We start from the raw sequence: 17,597 nt of genomic DNA, 5'->3' as shown, positions 1-17,597 counted from the left end.
GTCTTCTCCTTCGTGCTGTGCCGGGTGTGAGGTCGAGCGAACGCATCCCCGGCCGAAGGGCACAGCTGATGACGAACGGATGACGAACGTGGGGCTTGACCGCCGGGTCCGGACCACTTGAGCCGGAGCGTCACCGTACCCTGATCTCTGTGTTGAGCACCATTGGGGGACTTGGTGAGTTCGCTCTGATCACACGTGTGACGAGCCAATTCCCCAGTACGGACGATGTAATCCTCGGCCCCGGCGACGACGCCGCGGTCGTGGCCGCACCCGACGGGCGCACGGTCGCGACCACGGACCTCCTCGTCGAGGGCCGCCACTTCAGACGGGAGTGGTCCACCGCCCGGGACGTCGGGCACCGCGCCGTGGCGCAGAACTACGCCGACGTCGTGGCCATGGGCGCCCGTCCCACCGGGCTGCTCATCGGTTTCGCCGCGCCCGCCGACCTTCCACTGGCCTGGGCCGAGGAGTTCACCGCCGGGGTACGCGAGGAGTGCGCGCTGGCCGGGGGAGCCGTGGTCGGCGGCGACATGGTGGGTTCGGACACCCTGACCATCGCCGTCACCGCCCTCGGCGACCTGGAGGGGCGCGCGCCGGTACGCCGCGACGGCGCCCGGGCGGGGGACGTGGTCGCCTACACCGGGCACCTCGGCCTCTCGGCCGCCGGGCTGGCCCTGCTGGAGCGGGGGATCGACGGCCCCGCGGACTGCCTGTCCGAGCACCGGAGGCCGAGCCCGCCCTACGGCGCGGGCCCCGAGGCAGCCGTGCTGGGCGCGACCGCCATGCTCGACATCAGTGACGGCCTGGTCCAGGACCTGGGGCACATCTGCCGGGCGAGCGGGGTCCGTGTCGACCTGGAGTCGGACGCGCTCCGCCCCGAGCCCGCGCTCCTGGAGGCCGTCCGTGTGCTGGGCGCCCCGGCGGGGAACGCCGTGGCGGCCGCCCGCCGTCTGATGGCGGCGGGCGGAGAGGACCACGCGCTCGCGGCCGCCTTCCCGCCGGAGACCGGACTCCCGGAGCACTGGCACGCGGTGGGGGTCGTGGCGGAGGCGCCCCGGGGCGCGGAGGAGGACTCCGAGCACCCGGTCACACTGGACGGGGACGTGGTCGAACGCGGTGGGTGGGATCATTTCCGGCGGGAGTGAGCCCCGTTTGGATTTGTCCTGTTTGGCGATCACGCTAGGCTTTGCCAACGCGGCCAGCTCTGCCTACCGGGCGGTCGCCCGGCCTCGTTGGAAAGCGGAACCGCGAAGGTCCGCACGAGGAACCACCTCTGATCCGGGAGCCGACGGGTGAGAGCGCAGGAAGGCCAGCGGAGCGGCGTCGGGAGGCGGCATATGGGGCGGCATGGCTAGTCGGCACGGCCCTCGTCGTGGAGCCCACCGCAGCGAACCGGAGAACGCCGGCGCCCTGCGGCGGATCGGCGGACTCATCGAGAGCACGGTCCCCAAACGGGTCGAACCCCCCAGACTGCTCAACGTCCTCATCATCTCCGGGGTGATCCTCGGGCTGCTCCTGTTCGGTTACAGCACCACACAGATCTACCTCCAGTTCGGCGGCACCCCCGGCGCGACGGAGGCCCCCGGCCGCCAGGACGGCGCCGAACCCAGCCACGGCGCCTCCCCGGAGCCCGGGAACGGGGACGCCTCCGCCGGGGAGGGCGGCGACGGGCCGCAGGTCCAGGCCGGGACCGAACCCACCACCGTCGTCTACCAGGTGCTGGAGACGACCTCGGTCGGCTTCACCGGCCGCGTCACCATCACCAACACCTCGCAGACCCGGCTCGAGACGTGGGAGCTGGCGCTGGCCTTCGAGTCCGCCGAGGTCACCGAGGTCCGCGACGCTGACTGGGAGCCCCTGGAGGACGGGATCCTGGCCCGCCCCTCCGGGAGCGGGGGCCAACTCGAACCCGGAGCCTCGGCCTCCCTCACCTTCGACGCGGCCGGTCTCGCCCAGAGCCCCGTCCGGTGCTCCCTCAACGGGCACGTCTGCCGGCTGTGAGAGGGCCTACTCACCGCGCAGGACGGGCCCGGAAACACGAAGAAGGCCCCCCGACCGGAGTCGGAGGGCTCTTCGAAGACAGCGGAGGGAGACCCTAGCGGGCCACCTTGCCGGCCTTGATGCACGAGGTGCACGCGTTCACACGCTTGGGCGTGCCGCCCACGCGGGTGCGAACGGTCTGGATGTTGGGGTTCCAGCGGCGGCGGGTGCGACGGTGCGAGTGGGAAACACTGTTACCGAACCCTGGTCCCTTGCCGCAGACGTCGCAGACGGAAGCCACGGTAACTCCATTCAAGTGCTCGGGATCGCGCACGTCGCCGCACGCGAGAGGTCATCCGACCAGAAGAGGCCGGGCGGGCAGGCTGGCGAAGACGCCAACCGTGGAAGAGTACACGCAGACATGCCCGAAGGTGGAATCAGACCACTGGGAGGCACCCGTACGCGCAACGGTGGAACGCGGTGCGGCCGAAGCCTCGCGCACCCACCGGAGCATCGAGATCAGCCACGCAGGCATGGCGAAAACACGATGAACTCTGACGAGTATACCGTTCCTGCGGACTGGACGGGGTTGGTCCCGTTCAGTCGCACGCCCCGAACGGTCCTGGGCGCACTGGATCCCCGGCGTGCTCAGGCCCCGGTTCGGCGACACACATCCTGTGTGTGGCCCGTTTCCGGAGGCCGGTTTCCCCACGATCCGGCCGTGTGGGTGTGGTCGCAGGTGCGCGGGAGGCCCCAGGCCATCGCGCTGGCGGCAAGGGGGTCCGAACACTGACACCAAACCCGGCGTCTCAGATCGCATACACATAGTAACTGCACCAGTGCGGCGCCCGCGAAACCACCGTCGCAGCCGGATCCGTTCACGCGCACGCACACCCGTGCACACTCAACGGCGAACAGTCCACCGCCCCCTGCCGGGAGGGGGCGGCTGCCCGCTCCGGTTCGGCCCCGGACGTCGCACGGGAGGTCTAACGTGGCGTAGACCGATGCACGAGGCCAGGACGGGAACCACAGTGAGCACCTGGGACGAGCCGCTGCGCAAGGGACCACTCGGCGGCAGGACGGCGAAGGCACTCGCCGACAAACTCGATCTGCACACCCTCGGCGATCTGCTGCGCTACTACCCGCGCCGCTACGACCGCAGGGGCGAACTCACCGACCTCGCCCTCCTGCGGGAGGGGGAGGACGTCACCGTGCAGGCCAAGGTGCTGGACGCCAGGCGGCGCACCATCCCCGCCCGCCAGGGGCGCCGACGGATGGACATGATGGAGGCCACCGTCACCGACGGTACCGCCCGCCTGCACCTGACCTTCTTCAACCGGGGCTCCCACCACCAGAACACCCTGGTTCCCGGGCGGCTGGCCATGTTCTCCGGACGGGTCTCCACCTTCAAGGGGCGCCGACAGCTCGACCACCCCGAGTACGTGCTCCTCGACGACGACGGCCTCGAGGGCGAGGCCGCCCGCGCCTACGCGAACGAGCTCATCCCCGTCTACCCGGCGGTCAAGGGCCTGGACTCCGCCACGATCGCCCGCTCGGTCGGAGTCGCCCTGGACTACGCCGTGGACATCCCCGACCCCCTGCCTCCGCAGCTGCGCGCGGACCAGGGGCTGCTCGGTGTGCACGAGGCGCTCCGCAGGATCCACCGGCCCGCCGAGTGGGCCGAGGTCGGCACCGCCCGGCGCCGCCTGAAGTGGGACGAGGCCTTCGTCCTGCAGCTCGCCCTCGCCCAGCGCCGCCAGCAGGCCGGGGAGCTGCCCGCGACCCCCCGCCCCGGCGCGGACGGCGGCCTCCTCGACGCCTTCGACTCCCAGCTCCCCTTCACCCTCACCGAGGGCCAGCGCGAGGTCGGCGACCGGCTGGCGGAACGGCTCGACGCCACCCACCCCATGCACTGCCTGCTCCAGGGCGACGTGGGCGCGGGCAAGACCCTGGTGGCCCTGCGCGCGATGCTGCGGGTGGTGGACTCCGGCGGTCAGGCCGTCATGCTCGCCCCCACCGAGGTCCTCGCCCAGCAGCACCACCGCTCCATCAGCGCGATGCTCGGCGCGCTCGGCCGCGCCGGGCAGCTCGACGGCGCCGAGAACGCCACCCGTATCGCCCTGCTGACCGGTTCCATGAACACCGCGGCCCGCAGGGAGGCCCTGCTGGAGGCCGCCTCCGGCCAGGCCGGGATCGTGGTGGGCACCCACGCCCTGCTCCAGGAGCACGTGTCCTTCGCCGACCTGGGCCTGGTGGTGGTGGACGAACAGCACCGCTTCGGGGTGGAGCAGCGCGACGCCCTGCGGGAGAAGGCCCGGAACGGCCGACCGCACGTGCTGGTGATGACCGCCACGCCCATCCCGCGGACGGTCGCCATGACGGTCTACGGCGACCTGGACGTGGTCTCCCTCACCCAGTTGCCCGCGGGGCGCGCCCCCGTCGCCACCCACATCGTCCCCACCAGCGAGAAACCGCACTTCCTCACCCGCGCCTGGGAGCGGATCCGGGAGGAGGTGGGCCAGGGCCGCCAGGCGTTCGTGGTCTGCCCGCGGATCGGCGACGGCACCGGGGGCTCCGGCGGGGGAGAGGCCGGTGACGAGGTCGACGCTCCGCCGGAGGAGGTGTCGCCCGGGGCCCGCCCGCCGCTCGCGGTGCTGGAGGTGCTCGCCCGGTTGAAGGAGGGCCCGCTGGCCGACGTGCGGGTGGAGGCCCTGCACGGTCGGATGGCTCCGGACGACAAGGAGGCGGTGATGGGCCGCCTCTCGTCCGGGCGGACCGACGTGGTGGTCTCCACCACCGTCATCGAGGTCGGTGTGGACGTACCCAACGCCACGGTCATGGCCGTCATGGACGCCGACCGGTTCGGTATCTCGCAGCTGCACCAGCTGCGCGGCCGGGTCGGCCGGGGTCGGCTGCCCGGTCTCTGCCTGCTGGTCACCGAGTCCGAGGAGGGGACCCCCGCACGCGAGCGGCTGGCCGCGGTGGCCTCGACCACGGACGGGTTCGAGCTGTCCCGTGCCGACCTGGAGATGCGCCGCGAGGGCGACGTGCTCGGCGACGCGCAGTCCGGGGCGCGTTCGAGCCTGCGGATGCTCACCCTGGTCCGGGACGAGGAGCTCATCGGCCAGGCCCGGGAGGAGGCCACCCGCCTCGTCGCCCGGGACCCGGAACTGAAGGGGCACCCGCCCCTGGCCGACGCGCTGGCCGCGCTGTTGCCCGAGGAACGGGCGGAGTACCTCGACAAGACCTGAACCGCACTACCGTTGTGCCATGACCCGCATCATCGCCGGGGCCGCGGGCGGACGGCGCATCTCCGCCCCAGACGGCCGCACCACCCGACCCACCAGCGACCGGGCCCGCGAGGCCCTGTTCGCCTCCGTCCAGTCCGACCTCGGCTCCCTCGACGGGCTCCGGGTCATGGACCTCTACGCCGGGTCCGGGGCGATCGGACTGGAGGCCCTCTCCCGCGGGGCCTCGCACGCCCTGCTGGTGGAGGCCGACCGCAGGGCCGCCCGGGTGGTGAAGGAGAACATCGCCACACTCCGGCTTCCTGGGGCCGAACTGGCCGCGGACCGGGTGGAGCGGGTCCTCGCACGCGCGAGGACCGGTGCCCCCTACGACCTGGTGGTGGCCGACCCGCCCTACGCGGTCACCGACGAGGAGGTCTCCTCGGTGCTGTCCGCCCTGGTCGGACACGGGTGGCTGGCCGAGGACGCGGTCCTCGTGGTGGAGCGCTCCAAGCGCGGTGCCGAACCGGTCTGGCCCGAGGGGATCGAGCCCGACCGCAGTCGCAGGTACGGCGAGGCGATCCTCTGGTACGCCCGCGCCTCCGGGTAGGAAGCGGTGACGGGGGGCGTTTTCCGGTGTTTCGCGCCGGAGGGTTCGGACGACCCGCGCGTGCCGTGGCGGCGGCCCGGCCCCGCTCGCCCCGGGTGTGAGTACAGACACATTTGTCCGGGGAAAGAACACTAAGCGGGTGTTGCCCGAATTGGTGTACGGGTGAACCCCTACGATCGCGGTACCCGAGAGTAGTTCTTGAGAGGGGCGATCCACCGTGCGCCGAGTCGTCTGTCCGGGTTCCTTCGACCCGGTCACCCACGGTCACATCGACATCATCGGACGAGCCGCCAAACAGTACGACGAGGTCATCGCCGCCGTACTCAACAACGTCAACAAGCGGGGGCTCTTCACCGTCCCCGAGAAGATCGACATGCTCACCGAGGGCACCGCGGGGCTCGGCAACGTCCGGGTCAGCGAGTTCGACGGGCTCCTCGTCGACTTCTGCCGGGAGAACGGCATCGAGACGATCGTCCGCAGCCTGCGCTCCGTCAGCGACTTCGACTACGAACTCCAGATCGCGCAGATGAACTACCAGCTCTCCGGCGTGGAGACCGTCTTCATGACCGCCAACCCCCAGTACTCCTTCCTGTCCTCCAGCCTGGTCCGCGAGATCGCCCAGCACCGCGGCGACGTCTCCAGTCTGGTCACGCCCTACGTCCAGGGCCGCCTCAGGGAGAAGTACGCCGAACGCCACCAGGGGTAGGGGCCGAGGGCCTCCGCGCGGCCCTCCTCGGGCGCTGATTTGGGTGGTCGGGGACATGGTAGGTAGAATCTGGGTTTGACCATGGGTGTCGCCGGTCCTCGGCGTGCGCTCAGGCCGGTCAGCACCACCGCGACAACCGACGCCGAGCGCGTCGGAGCCCGCGTGCCCGGCACCCGTTAACTCTTCTGAAAGCGCGATCACTCTGTCTCGTCTAGATGCCCGCGACCCGTACGTGGTCGACACCCGCCAGCTGGGCCGCCAGCCGGGGTCGATGCGGACCGTCAACCGAATCGTGACCGTCCCCGAGGCGTTCGAGACGGCGATGGCCAGCGTGCCCAAGGGCCAGGAGATCGAGCTGGACCTGCGCCTGGAGGCGGTGATGGAGGGCGTCCTCGTCACCGGAACCGCCCACGGGCGTCTCAACGCGGAGTGCTCCCGCTGCCTCGACTCCCTGAGCGAGGAGCTGGAGGCCGACTTCCAGGAGCTGTACCGCTACGCCGCCGACGAGGAAGAGGGCGGCGGAAGTGACGAGGACGCGGGCGACGAGGATGAGGACTACTATCTAGAGGGCGATCTGCTCGACCTCGGACCGGTAATCCGAGACGCCGTCGTGCTCGCGCTCCCGCTCTCACCGCTGTGCGGCCCGGACTGCCCCGGCCTGTGCGCCGAGTGCGGGGTCAAACTCGCCGACGCCGGGCCCGACCACGGTCACGGCGACGGTGTCGACCCGCGTTGGGAAGCGCTCCGCTCTATCGCGGAGGATCCCGAACAGCAGTGAGCCCGTGAACCGATCGCGTGCGGTGTCCGCCGGGCACCGCTGACGACCGGAGCACACCCTCCCCGCCACAGCGCGCGGGGTGACCAGATAAGCGACCTCCCGCGACCGCGCGGGGGTGACCCAGGAGGATTGAAGTGGCCGTCCCGAAGCGGAAGATGTCGCGGAGCAACACCCGGACCCGCCGTTCCCAGTGGAAGGCGTCGCGCCCGGTGCTGGTCAACTGCCCGCGCTGCCGTGACCCGAAGCAGCCCCACATCGCGTGCCCGACCTGCGGCACCTACAACAACCGCCAGGTCACCAACCCGGCCTAACCCGCGGATGACAGGCTTCGGGTCCAGCATCCGATCCAGTACTCCCGAGGCGCATCGGGGCGGAACCCACTGAGGGGTCCGCCCCGCAGCGCTGTCAGGGGGAGGGGCTGTCTCGGGGACCCCCGGCCCCGGAGCTTTGTAGAGTGATCTGGAAAACCCTGGGAACAAACCTTCCCGGGGCACCCCAACACCGGTGATCCGGGTTCCGTGCGGACTCCCGAGATCGTGGTGGCCGCCGGGGGAGCGACCGCTCCCGCGACGATCACCTCGTTTTCGAGCGTCCTGGCCGGACCGGAGACCCCTCCACCTCCGCGTGCCGCGCACCGGCACGCCCGACAGGGAAGCGAACTCGCGTGGCCAGCCAACTCTCCGTCTCCGAAGCCAAGGCGTTCCATCAGGCGATCGGGGTCGAGGTCGACCCCAAGATCCTGCTCCGCGCCCTGACCCACCGCTCCTACGCCTACGAGAAGGGCGGTCTGCCCACCAACGAGCGCCTGGAGTTCCTCGGCGACTCCGTGCTCGGCCTGGTGGTCACCGACACCCTCTTCCGCAAGCACCCGGACCTGCCCGAGGGCCAACTCGCCAAGCTGCGCGCCGCCGTGGTCAACATGCGCGCCCTCGCCGACGTCGCGCGGGGGCTGGGCATCGGCGCCTACATCCGGCTCGGCCGGGGCGAGGAGGGCACCGGGGGCCGGGACAAGTCCTCGATCCTCGCGGACACCCTCGAAGCCATCATCGGCGCGGTCTACCTGGACCGCGGCCTCGACGTGGCCTCGGAGTTCGTGCACCGCCTCTTCGACCCGCTCATCGCCACCGCCTCCGGGCTGGGCGCCGGGCTGGACTGGAAGACCTCCCTCCAGGAGCTCACCGCCGCCCAGATGCTCGGCGTGCCCGAGTACCACGTCGACGAGAGCGGTCCCGACCACCAGAAGACCTTCCGCGCCACCGTCCGGGTGGCGGGGGAGAGCTACGGCCTGGGCGAGGGCCGCAGTAAGAAGGAGGCCGAGCAGCAGGCCGCCGAGTCCGCCTGGAAGGCCATCCGCGCCCGTGCGGACGCCGCCGAGAAGGCCAAGGGCAAGGCCCCCGGCCAGGGGCAGGGCTGAGGTATGCCGGAACTCCCCGAGGTCGAGGTCGTCCGACGCGGCCTCAGCGAGCACGCGGTGGGACGGCGGATCGGTCCCGTCGAGGTGCTGCACCCGCGTTCGGTCCGTCGGCACGTGCCGGGCCCCGCCGACTTCGCCGGACGTCTGACCGGCCAGATCCCCACCGCGGTCCGCCGCCGGGGCAAGTACATGTGGCTCGTCCTGGACAGCGGTGACATGCTCCTCACCCATCTGGGTATGAGCGGGCAGATGCTGGTGCAGCCGCAGGGCAAGCCGGACGAGAGGCACCTGCGGGTGCGCCTGCCCCTGGACGACGGCAACGAACTGCGCTTCGTCGACCAGCGCACCTTCGGCCACCTGTTGGTGGACCACCCGGGGGAGCACGCCGAGGTGCCCTCGTCGGTGGACCACATCGCCCTGGACCCGCTGGACCCCGGTTTCGTCCCGGAGGCGTTCGTCCGGGCGCTGCGAGCCAAGCGGACCGAGGTCAAGCGGGCCCTGCTCGACCAGTCGCTGATCAGCGGCGTGGGCAACATCTACGCGGACGAGGCGCTCTGGCGGGCGCGGCTGCACTGGGCCCGGTCCACCCGGGGGCTGACCAACGGCCAGGCCGGGGAACTGCTCGGCCACGTCAGCGACGTGATGACCGAGGCACTGGAGGTGGGCGGCACCACCTTCGACGGGCTGTACGTCAACGTCAACGGTGAGAGCGGGTACTTCGAACGCGGGCTCAACGCCTACGGGCGGCGTGACCGTCCCTGCGGGCGCTGCGGCACACCGATCGTGCGCGAGGCGTTCATGAACCGTTCGTCGTTCAGCTGCCCGACCTGCCAGCGGGCTCCGCGCCCGCGTTCCTGAGGTCGGCGTTCCTGCGGGCCCGGGGCCGAGGCCGACGGAGAGGCCCACGGGAATGGTCGATATGTCCGACTGTGTGACCGAAAGAGCTTTCGGGGCGTGTCGGTGAGGAAAGTGTCTCCGTGAAGTAAGGGAGAGTTCGGGGCCGTGAGCAAAGAGGAAGAGCCCGTCCGGTTGACCGCGTGGGTGCGCGGTCGGGTCCAGGGCGTGGGTTTCCGCTGGTGGGTGCGGTCTCGCGGGTTGGAGTCGGGTCTGACCGGAGCCGCCACCAACCTGGACGACGGCCGGGTCGAGGTCGTCGCGGAAGGGTCCAGGAAGGGCTGCGAGAGGCTCCTGGGGCACCTGAGAAGCGGAGAAACCCCCGGACGGGTGGACTCCGTGGTCGAACGCTGGACTCCGGCGGGGGGTTCCTTCGACGGTTTCGTCGAACGGTGAGTATGCTGGAAGGGTAACGCGGTCCGAGCATCGACCGTGGGGCGGCGCGACCGAGCGGTAGCCGGGCGCCGCGACACACGGACCACCGCGCAAGCCGTTTCCGGGCTCTGCGTACCGGCTTCGCCGGGGGTGGATCATGTTCGTACCGTGCGATACCACATGCCCTGGGCGTTTTCGTCTGGGCTGTGGTCGTTACGGACCGTTGTAATCCAATCTTGACCAGTGGCGCGCAGAGTGAGACTCTGGAAAATACACCGCGCATCTTCTGCCCGCGTGGTCGGCCCACGGCAGGTGGGACCGGCAGGGACACGGGTCACGTATGCGCGCATCACCACTGGTCACTCACTGTGGAGGACCCACACCATGGCGAAGGCTCTGTTTGGCCACGTTGGCGGCTCCGACCCGCGTATGGTCTCGGAGATGCGACGTCTCCAGAAGCGGGTACGCGACCTCGAGGACGAGATCAGCCGTCTTCAGGCCCAGAACGACCAGCTCAGCATGGCCGTCACCGACGTCGCTGGCGCGACCGACCGCGAGCCCGCGCTCGCCTGATTTCCGTCTCACCGTCGTGGGGCCACGGGATGTGGTCCGTACACGACACCGTTGATCCGCTGATGATCCACTGACGGGGACGCCGAACGCATCACAGGCGTCCCTGGCCGGATCACTGACGAAACCCGGTCGTCGCGGACCGGGAACCAGTGGAAATCCGCCGTACGCTTTTCCTTTCCCTTGCGGCTTCTTTACCGTTGTACCCGGCGGGCCCCTATGCAACCCTCCGTGTCCGCCGGATATCCCCCTCCTTTCGTTCCCCCGGGCCTCTGCCCGCCTCCGGCCGACGGTGGCGCAGGTCATCGGCCCCGGGTCTTCCCAACACCGCCCCTCGGTCACCGCTTCGTGGCACCCTTGTTGTCGGCCCCGTGGCGACCGCCCGTGGCAGGAACGGTGACCGACGTGGGAGGCGCGGGTGTACCTGAAGAATCTGACGCTACGCGGCTTCAAGTCGTTCGCGTCGGCCACCACCCTGCGCTTCGAGCCCGGGATCACCTGTGTGGTGGGGCCCAACGGCTCGGGCAAGTCCAACGTCGTCGACGCCCTGTCCTGGGTGATGGGCGAACAGGGGGCCAAGTCCCTGCGCGGCGGCAAGATGGAGGACGTGATCTTCGCGGGTACCTCCACCCGCCAGGCGCTGGGCCGCGCCGAGGTCAGCCTCACCATCGACAACACCGACGGCGCCCTGCCGATCGACTACACCGAGGTCACCATCAGGCGGACGATGTTCCGCAACGGCGGCTCGGAGTACGCGATCAACGGCGACACCTGCCGCCTGCTCGACATCCAGGACCTGCTCAGCGACTCCGGCATCGGCCGCGAGATGCACGTCATCGTCGGCCAGGGCCAGTTGGACACCGTCCTGCACGCCGGGCCCGAGGAACGCCGCGCCCTCATCGAGGAGGCGGCGGGCATCCTCAAGCACCGCAAACGCAAAGAGAAGGCGATCCGCAAGCTCAACGCGATGCAGGGCAACCTGGACCGCGTCACCGACCTCACCGCCGAACTGCGCCGCCAGCTCAAGCCCCTGGGCCGGCAGGCCGAACTCGCCCGCAGGGCCGCCGTCATCCAGGCCGACCTGCGCGACGCCCGGCTGCGCCTGCTCGCCGACGACATCGTCACCCTCACCGACCAGCTGGCCAAGGAGGAGGCGGACGAGAAGGAGGTCCTGGCGCACCGGAAGGCCGCCGAGGCCTCCCTCAACCAGGCCCAGGCCCGTGAGGCCGAACTGGACGAGCGGGCCACCGCCGCCGCTCCGGTCCTGGCCCGGGCCACCGAGACCTACCACGCGTTGTCCCGGCTCACCGAACGCCTCGAAGCCGTACGCGGGCTGGCCACCGAACGCCACCGGAACCTGGTCGCGGTGCAGGGCGAGGTCGTCCAGCGCCGCGACCCCGAGGAACTGGAGATGGAGGCCGAGGAGGCCGCCGCCCAGGAGGAGGAACTCCAGACCCGGCTGGAGGAGGCCCGCGAGGTCCTGGAGACCAGCGTCACCGAGCGCTCCGCCGCGGAGGACGCCCTGCACCGCGAGGAGCGCCGGCTGGAGGCCGCCTCCCGTGCTGCGGCCGAACGCCGGGAGGGCATCGTCCGCAAGAGTGCCGCAGTGGAGAGCCTCCGGGGACGGCTGACCTCGCAGGAGAGCGAGATCAGCCGGTTGGAGGAGGCCGCCCGGCAGGCCGCCGAACGAGCCGCCGCCGCCCAGGCCGAGTACGAGATGGCAGCCGAGGAGGCCGTCGGGCTGGACGAGGGCGACGCCGAGCTCGACCAGACCCAGGAGCGTTTCGCCCGTCGGCTGTCGGCCCTGGACGCCGAACTCAACGAGCTCCGCGACGCCGAACGCACCGCCGAGGGCGAGCGTGCCGCGCTGGCCGCCCGCAGGGAGGCCCTCGAACTGGGCCTGGCGCACAAGGACGGCGCCGGGACCCTCCTGGAGGCCGGACTTCCCGGCATGCTCGGCAGCCTCGCCGCCCTGCTGCAGGTCGATCCCGGTCACGAGACCGCCGTCGCCGCGGCCTTCGGGGCGGCGGCGGGGGCCGTCGCCGTCCGCGACGAGGCCAGCGCCACCGCGGCCCTGGAACTCCTCAAGTCCGAGGACGCCGGGCGGGCCGGGATCGTGGTGGCCCGCGCCATCCCCTCCGCGGACCGCGCCGACTGGCCGTCCCTGCCCGGCGGCGCGCGCTACGCCGCCGACGCCGTCTCCGCGCCCGAGGACCTGTCCGACGCGGTCCACGCGCTGCTCGACCGGGTAGTCCTGGCCTCCGACGCCCGTGGCGCCCGTGACCTGGTCCGCGCGCTGCCCGGGGTCCGTGCGGTCACCCCCGAGGGCGACGTGTTCGCCGCCGAGATGGTCCACGGCGGCACCGCGGCCGCGCCCAGCCTCCTGGAGGTCCAGGCGGCGGTCGACGAGGCCGCCGAACAGTTGGAGGCCGCCACCGAGGCGGCCAAGCGCGTGGCCGTGGAGCTGGACGCCAGGAAACGCGAACGGGCCGAGACCGCCGCCGCAGCGGAGGAGGTCACGGCGCGGCGCCGGCAGAGCGACCGCAGGCGCAACGAGTCCGCGCAGCGGCTGGGCAAGCTGGGCGGACAGGCCCGCTCCGCCGAGGCCGAGTCCGAACGCTATGCCGCGGCCGCCGAGAAGGCCGCCGCCTCGCGTGGCGAGGACGCCCGGAAGCTGGAGCGCCTGGAGGAGGAACTGGCCGAGGCCGAGGAGATCGCCGCCGCCGTCGAGGAGGAGGCGCCCGACGCCGACCACCGCGACGAGCTCGCCGCGCTGGCCTCCCGCGCCCGCGCCACCGAGATGGAGCGGCGGCTGGCCGTGCGCACCGCCGAGGAGAGGGCCCGTTCCATCGCGGGCCGGGCCGACGCGCTGCTCGCCCAGGCCGCCGAGGAGCGCCGCGCCGTGGAGCGCGAGGCCGAGCGGCGCCGCGAACGCGCCGCGCAGGCCACCGTCGCCCGGGCGGTGGCGGAGAGCGCACGGCTGGCCCTGGAGCGGATCGCCGTGTCCCTGGCCGCGGCCGAGAGCGAGCGGGTGGCCGCCGAGGCCGAACGCGAGGCCCGCGAGGGCGAACTCAGGACCGTGCGCGCCCGGGTCCGGGAGCTGTCCGTGGAACTGGAGAAGCTCACCAGCTCCGCGCACAGCGGCGAGGTGGCCAGGGCCGAGCGCCGGATGCGCCTGGAGCAGTTGGAGACCAAGGCGGTGGAGGAACTGGGTGTGGACGTGCCCGCCCTGGTCGCCGAGTACGGCCCCCGGGTCCCGGTGCCGCCGCCGGTGGACGCGGGGGAGGAGGCGGTACCGCTGCCGTACGTCCGCGAGGTGCAGGCCAAGCGGCTCAGGACCGCCGAGCGCCAGCTCAACCAGCTCGGCAAGATCAACCCGCTCGCGCTGGAGGAGTTCGCGGCGCTGGAGGAGCGGCACGCCTTCCTCAACGCGCAGTTGGAGGACCTCAAGAAGACCCGCCGGGACCTGATGGACATCGTCGCCGAGGTGGACGCCCGGGTGCAGGAGGTGTTCTCCGCCGCCTACCTGGACGTGGAGCGGGAGTTCGCGGCGATCTTCGGCAGGCTGTTCCCCGGCGGTGAGGGCAAACTGGTGCTGACCACGCCGGAGGACATGCTGACCACCGGTATCGAGGTGGAGGCCCGGCCGCCGGGCAAGAAGGTCAAGCGGCTGTCGCTGCTCTCCGGCGGTGAGCGTTCGCTGACCGCGGTGGCCTTCCTCGCCGCCATCTTCAAGGCCCGTCCGTCGCCCTTCTACGTGATGGACGAGGTGGAGGCGGCCCTGGACGACACCAACCTCCAGCGTCTGCTGGTGATCTTCGAGGAACTGAGGGAGTCCTCGCAGCTCATCGTCATCACGCACCAGAAGCGCACGATGGAGTCGGCCGACGCGCTGTACGGCGTCACCATGCAGGGCGACGGTATCTCCCAGGTCATCAGCCAGAAGCTCGACCGTCCCGCCTGAGCCCGCCCCGCCTGAGCCCGCCCCTCCGGGACCGCCCGGCGGACGCCGCGCACACGCAGGGGCCGCCCTCCTCGGCCGAGGAGGACGGCCCCGTCGCTCCGTTACCGGGCCGGGCTCAGCCCCGGTCGATGGTGATGACCGGAGAGGTCCACGTCTCCCAGTGGTCCGGGTTGTCCGGATCGCCGAGCGCCTTGAGCGCCCGGGCCTCCAGCCGGTAGTCGCCGTCCCGCACGGCCTTGACGCGGTCGCGGGAGTCCACCACGGTGCCGTCCCAGGCGTAGCTGAAGAAGGCGGTGCTGGTGGCGCTGCGGTTGACGTAGTCGACGTCCACGGCCACGTTCCGGTCCGGGTGGACCGGGCGGCCGGTGCGCTCGTCGACGACGGTCATCTCCAGCTTGGTCACGTGGTGGTCGAAGTGCGCGATCACGTACGGGATGTCGGGCAGCCCGTCCACCCAGTCCAGCGTGTAGGTGGCGCCGTCGGGCTGGTTCTCGAAGGTGCCGCCGTTGTCGTCGGCGCACTCCAGGCCGGAGAAGGCCTCGCACTCGGTGATGCGGGTGAGCCACGGCAGCTCGTGCACGTCGCCGTTGGCGTCGGTGATCGGGGTCATCGCCTCGATCTCCTGGTAGTCGCCGTTGTAGGCGGCGTACGGGACGCGGTGGGACTCACCCGCGCCCTCGCCCTCGACCTCGGTGACCGTGACGTAGCCGCCGTAGAGCATCTGCTCGTGGTCGCGGGCGGGCGGTGTGACGGTCACGTCGACCTCCACGGACTCGCCGGGGCCGACGGTCACCTCGTCCGTGCTGAAGGAGGCCTCGGCGGAGGCCGCGTTGAAGGACGGGGTGAAGGTGCTGCCGTGCGTGCCCAGCGCGGGCTCGTGCGAGATCTCGTAGGTGGCGGCCTGGTCACCGTCGTTGGAGACGGTGACGGTCTCGGTCACCGGTCCCTCGGTGGCGCCCAGGGCCAGCTTGCCGGGGGTCAGGCTCGTGGTGGTCAGGATCGAGCCGGGGAGGTCGAGCATGCCCGCGCCCTGGCGGTGGACGTTGTCCAGGAAACCGAGGTCCGGGTTACCCCACCACATCGTCGGGTCGGCGGTGTTCTGCAGGACGTCGCGCACCTCGTGCGCACCGAGCTCGGGGCGGGCCTCCAGCAGCAGGGCGACACCGCCCGCGACGTGCGGGGAGGACATCGAGGTACCGCTGATGGTGGCGTAACCGCCCTTGGCCATCGGGTAGGTGGAGTTGATCAGACCGCCCGGGGCGCCCAGGTCCGGCTTGAGGTCCAGGTCGGCGGCCATGCCGTAGGAGCTGAAGCTGCTGATCAGGCCGCCGGTCGGGTTGGGGACCGTGGCCTGCTCACCGGTCCAGGTCAGGGTGACGGGCTCGTCGCCCTCCAGGAGTTCGAGGAGGTGGGCCCCGGCCTCGTCGGAGATGCCCACGGCGAAGGCGCCCCGGTCGGTGATGCCGCCTCCGGCGAACATGCCGGGCACGTTGTTGTGGATCACGACACCGGTGGCGCCGGCGTCGACCGCGGCGTCGTACTTCTCGGCGAAGGTGCAGTCGCCGCGGACGACGAGGGCCGTCCTGCCCTCGGGGTCGCCCTCCAGTTCGTCGCCCAGGGACGAGCAGCTCCGGCCGACGTAGACGAGTTCGTCGCTCTCCCCGGATCCGGGCGGCAGGACCGCGTCGTCCATCTCCATGTAGGCGATGGTCTCGCCGCTCTGGGTGGCCTCGGCGGCCGCGGCCCGGATATGGGTGTTGTCGTAGGCGGCGACGCCGATGACGTTGGAGCCCAGGCCCGGAGCACCCGCGGAGTAGAGGCCGGTGTCCCCGGAGTTGCCGATGGAGGCGACCACGACCATGCCCTCGTCGACCAGGTTGTCCGAGGCGACGGCGGTCGGGTACTGGGGCCAGGAGTGGGCCGAGCCGATGCTCATGTTGAGCACGTCCATGTCGTCGGCCAGAGCCTGCTCCATGGCCGCGACCATGATGTCGGAGGTGGTGGAGCCGGAGCAGCCGAACACCTTGTAGGCGCCGAAGGCCACGTCGGGTGCGACCCCGGTGACCTCGCCCTCGGCGCCGATGATGCCCGCGACGTGGGTGCCGTGGCCGTTGCAGTCCTGCGGGTCGTCGTCGGGGGCGGGTGTGGAGCTGGCCGGGTCTGCGGCGTTGAAGTCGTCGCCGACGAAGTCGTGGCCCGCGACCACGCGCTCGGACGGGAACTCGCCGGAACCGCCGAGGTCGGGGTGGGTGTAGTCGACCCCGGTGTCCATGACTGCCACCCGCAGGCCCTCACCGGACAGTCCGAGCTCGCTCTGTACGACGTCCGCGCCGGTCATGCCGAGCGCGGTGTCCATCTCCGGTGCGCTTTCGTCCTGCTCGGGGATCTCGTGGCGGACGACCGGGTGGATCGCGGCGACGCCGGGGATCTCCCGGGCCGTACCTACCTGGGAGTCGTCCATCTCCACGGAGACGCCGTTCCACAGCTCGCTGAAGGACAGCCGTTCGCTGTACTCCAGGCCGTACTCCTCGGCTTCGGCGCGGAACTCCTCGTGCTCGTCGTCGACGCGTGCGGAGGCCGTTCCCCTGGAGGTGGGAGGGCTCTCCAGTTCAATGAACCACAGGTCCTGTACCTGGTGTGTCAGCTCGCCGTTCTCCGCCGTGGGTGCCGGGTGGAGGGGTGCGAGTTCCGAGCTCTCGTCGGCGCCTGCCGGTGCGACCGCGACCAGGCCCGCAATGAGTGTCAGCCCGGCGAGCGGCGCCAGGCGTGATCGGTGGGGTGCCACCTTGTCAACACATCCCTTCTCGTGCGCGCCTCAGGACACCGGGGGAGCGACGACCCGCCGGGTGCGGGTGTACGCGCACGGGGGGATACGCCGCTTGATGTCCGTATTCGGATAATCGGCGCGCATGGCAACGAGATCATTGCTGTGTGCGATCGAGGTGTCAATGTGCATTAAGACTCAATATGGCCACGCAGCAGGTCCAAGTGGTGCGAGTTTCTTCTGGCGCCTCAGAAGTTAATAAATTGGACATAAAGCATTTTTAGTTTGAAACCAAACAAAAACTCGGATCGGGGA

The 17,597-nt window shown here is 71.1% G+C and carries 14 protein-coding genes; 12 read left to right on the top strand and 2 right to left on the bottom strand.

Going from position 1 to position 17,597, the window contains the following annotated elements; translation table 11 throughout:
• Positions 1 to 149 precede the first annotated feature (149 nt).
• The gene (locus tag AC0VYD_RS21440; RefSeq protein WP_475477215.1) at positions 150 to 1,145 is read left to right on the top strand and encodes a thiamine-phosphate kinase; all 996 of its coding nucleotides are present in this window, start codon (positions 150 to 152) and stop codon (positions 1,143 to 1,145) included.
• Positions 1,146 to 1,347: 202 nt separating this feature from the next.
• Positions 1,348 to 2,001, top strand: a complete 654-nt coding sequence (locus tag AC0VYD_RS21435) for a cellulose binding domain-containing protein (RefSeq protein WP_475477214.1) — start codon at positions 1,348 to 1,350, stop codon at positions 1,999 to 2,001.
• A gap of 94 nt (positions 2,002 to 2,095) precedes the next feature.
• Here AC0VYD_RS21435 and rpmB read toward each other — a convergent pair whose 3' ends face one another.
• Positions 2,096 to 2,281, bottom strand: coding sequence for a 50S ribosomal protein L28 (rpmB, locus tag AC0VYD_RS21430; RefSeq protein ID WP_073704548.1), 186 nt, complete (start codon positions 2,279 to 2,281; stop codon positions 2,096 to 2,098).
• Between the two features lie 730 nt (positions 2,282 to 3,011).
• On the opposite strand from rpmB, the gene recG reads away from it, so the two are divergent.
• The 10 genes from recG to smc all read left to right on the top strand — a co-directional run bounded on the left by recG (position 3,012) and on the right by smc (position 14,518).
• The gene (gene recG / locus AC0VYD_RS21425; protein ID WP_475477213.1) at positions 3,012 to 5,231 is read left to right on the top strand and encodes an ATP-dependent DNA helicase RecG; all 2,220 of its coding nucleotides are present in this window, start codon (positions 3,012 to 3,014) and stop codon (positions 5,229 to 5,231) included.
• A gap of 19 nt (positions 5,232 to 5,250) precedes the next feature.
• Positions 5,251 to 5,817, top strand: a complete 567-nt coding sequence (rsmD, locus tag AC0VYD_RS21420) for a 16S rRNA (guanine(966)-N(2))-methyltransferase RsmD (RefSeq protein WP_475477212.1) — start codon at positions 5,251 to 5,253, stop codon at positions 5,815 to 5,817.
• A gap of 217 nt (positions 5,818 to 6,034) precedes the next feature.
• On the top strand, positions 6,035 to 6,523 hold the full coding sequence (gene coaD / locus AC0VYD_RS21415; RefSeq protein WP_473038255.1) for a pantetheine-phosphate adenylyltransferase: 489 nt from the start codon (positions 6,035 to 6,037) through the stop codon (positions 6,521 to 6,523).
• 232 nt (positions 6,524 to 6,755) lie between these two features.
• Complete coding sequence (locus AC0VYD_RS21410) at positions 6,756 to 7,301, top strand: YceD family protein (RefSeq protein WP_475477211.1); 546 nt, start codon at positions 6,756 to 6,758, stop codon at positions 7,299 to 7,301.
• Positions 7,302 to 7,435: 134 nt separating this feature from the next.
• Positions 7,436 to 7,612: a 50S ribosomal protein L32 gene (gene rpmF / locus AC0VYD_RS21405; protein ID WP_013151268.1), complete on the top strand. Its 177-nt coding sequence runs from the start codon at positions 7,436 to 7,438 to the stop codon at positions 7,610 to 7,612.
• A 353-nt stretch (positions 7,613 to 7,965) separates the two neighbouring features.
• Positions 7,966 to 8,715 carry a ribonuclease III gene (rnc, locus tag AC0VYD_RS21400; RefSeq protein ID WP_475477210.1) on the top strand — a complete coding sequence of 250 codons (750 nt, stop codon included), beginning with the start codon at positions 7,966 to 7,968 and terminating at the stop codon, positions 8,713 to 8,715.
• A gap of 3 nt (positions 8,716 to 8,718) precedes the next feature.
• Positions 8,719 to 9,573 carry a bifunctional DNA-formamidopyrimidine glycosylase/DNA-(apurinic or apyrimidinic site) lyase gene (gene mutM, locus AC0VYD_RS21395; RefSeq protein ID WP_475477209.1) on the top strand — a complete coding sequence of 285 codons (855 nt, stop codon included), beginning with the start codon at positions 8,719 to 8,721 and terminating at the stop codon, positions 9,571 to 9,573.
• A gap of 144 nt (positions 9,574 to 9,717) precedes the next feature.
• Positions 9,718 to 10,005, top strand: coding sequence for an acylphosphatase (locus tag AC0VYD_RS21390; RefSeq protein ID WP_475477208.1), 288 nt, complete (start codon positions 9,718 to 9,720; stop codon positions 10,003 to 10,005).
• 363 nt (positions 10,006 to 10,368) lie between these two features.
• Positions 10,369 to 10,557, top strand: coding sequence for a hypothetical protein (locus AC0VYD_RS21385; protein WP_191274288.1), 189 nt, complete (start codon positions 10,369 to 10,371; stop codon positions 10,555 to 10,557).
• Positions 10,558 to 10,972: 415 nt separating this feature from the next.
• On the top strand, positions 10,973 to 14,518 hold the full coding sequence (gene smc / locus AC0VYD_RS21380) for a chromosome segregation protein SMC (protein ID WP_475477207.1): 3,546 nt from the start codon (positions 10,973 to 10,975) through the stop codon (positions 14,516 to 14,518).
• A gap of 115 nt (positions 14,519 to 14,633) precedes the next feature.
• On the opposite strand, the gene AC0VYD_RS21375 is transcribed toward smc, so the two are convergent.
• A complete protein-coding gene (locus AC0VYD_RS21375; RefSeq protein ID WP_475477206.1) occupies positions 14,634 to 17,303 on the bottom strand; it encodes a S8 family serine peptidase in 2,670 nt (889 codons plus the stop codon).
• Positions 17,304 to 17,597 lie beyond the last annotated feature (294 nt).

The sequence above is a fragment of the Nocardiopsis sp. iso_40 genome (assembly GCF_056173285.1).
This window is presented reverse-complemented; position numbering and strand designations above follow the sequence as displayed.

Coding starts and splice junctions, on each gene's coding strand:
- mutM (WP_475477209.1), top strand. CDS start 8,719: ATGCCGGAACTCCCCGAGGTCGAGGTCGTCCGACGCGGCCTCAGCGAG.
- AC0VYD_RS21435 (WP_475477214.1), top strand. CDS start 1,348: ATGGCTAGTCGGCACGGCCCTCGTCGTGGAGCCCACCGCAGCGAACCG.
- AC0VYD_RS21385 (WP_191274288.1), top strand. CDS start 10,369: ATGGCGAAGGCTCTGTTTGGCCACGTTGGCGGCTCCGACCCGCGTATG.
- rsmD (WP_475477212.1), top strand. CDS start 5,251: ATGACCCGCATCATCGCCGGGGCCGCGGGCGGACGGCGCATCTCCGCC.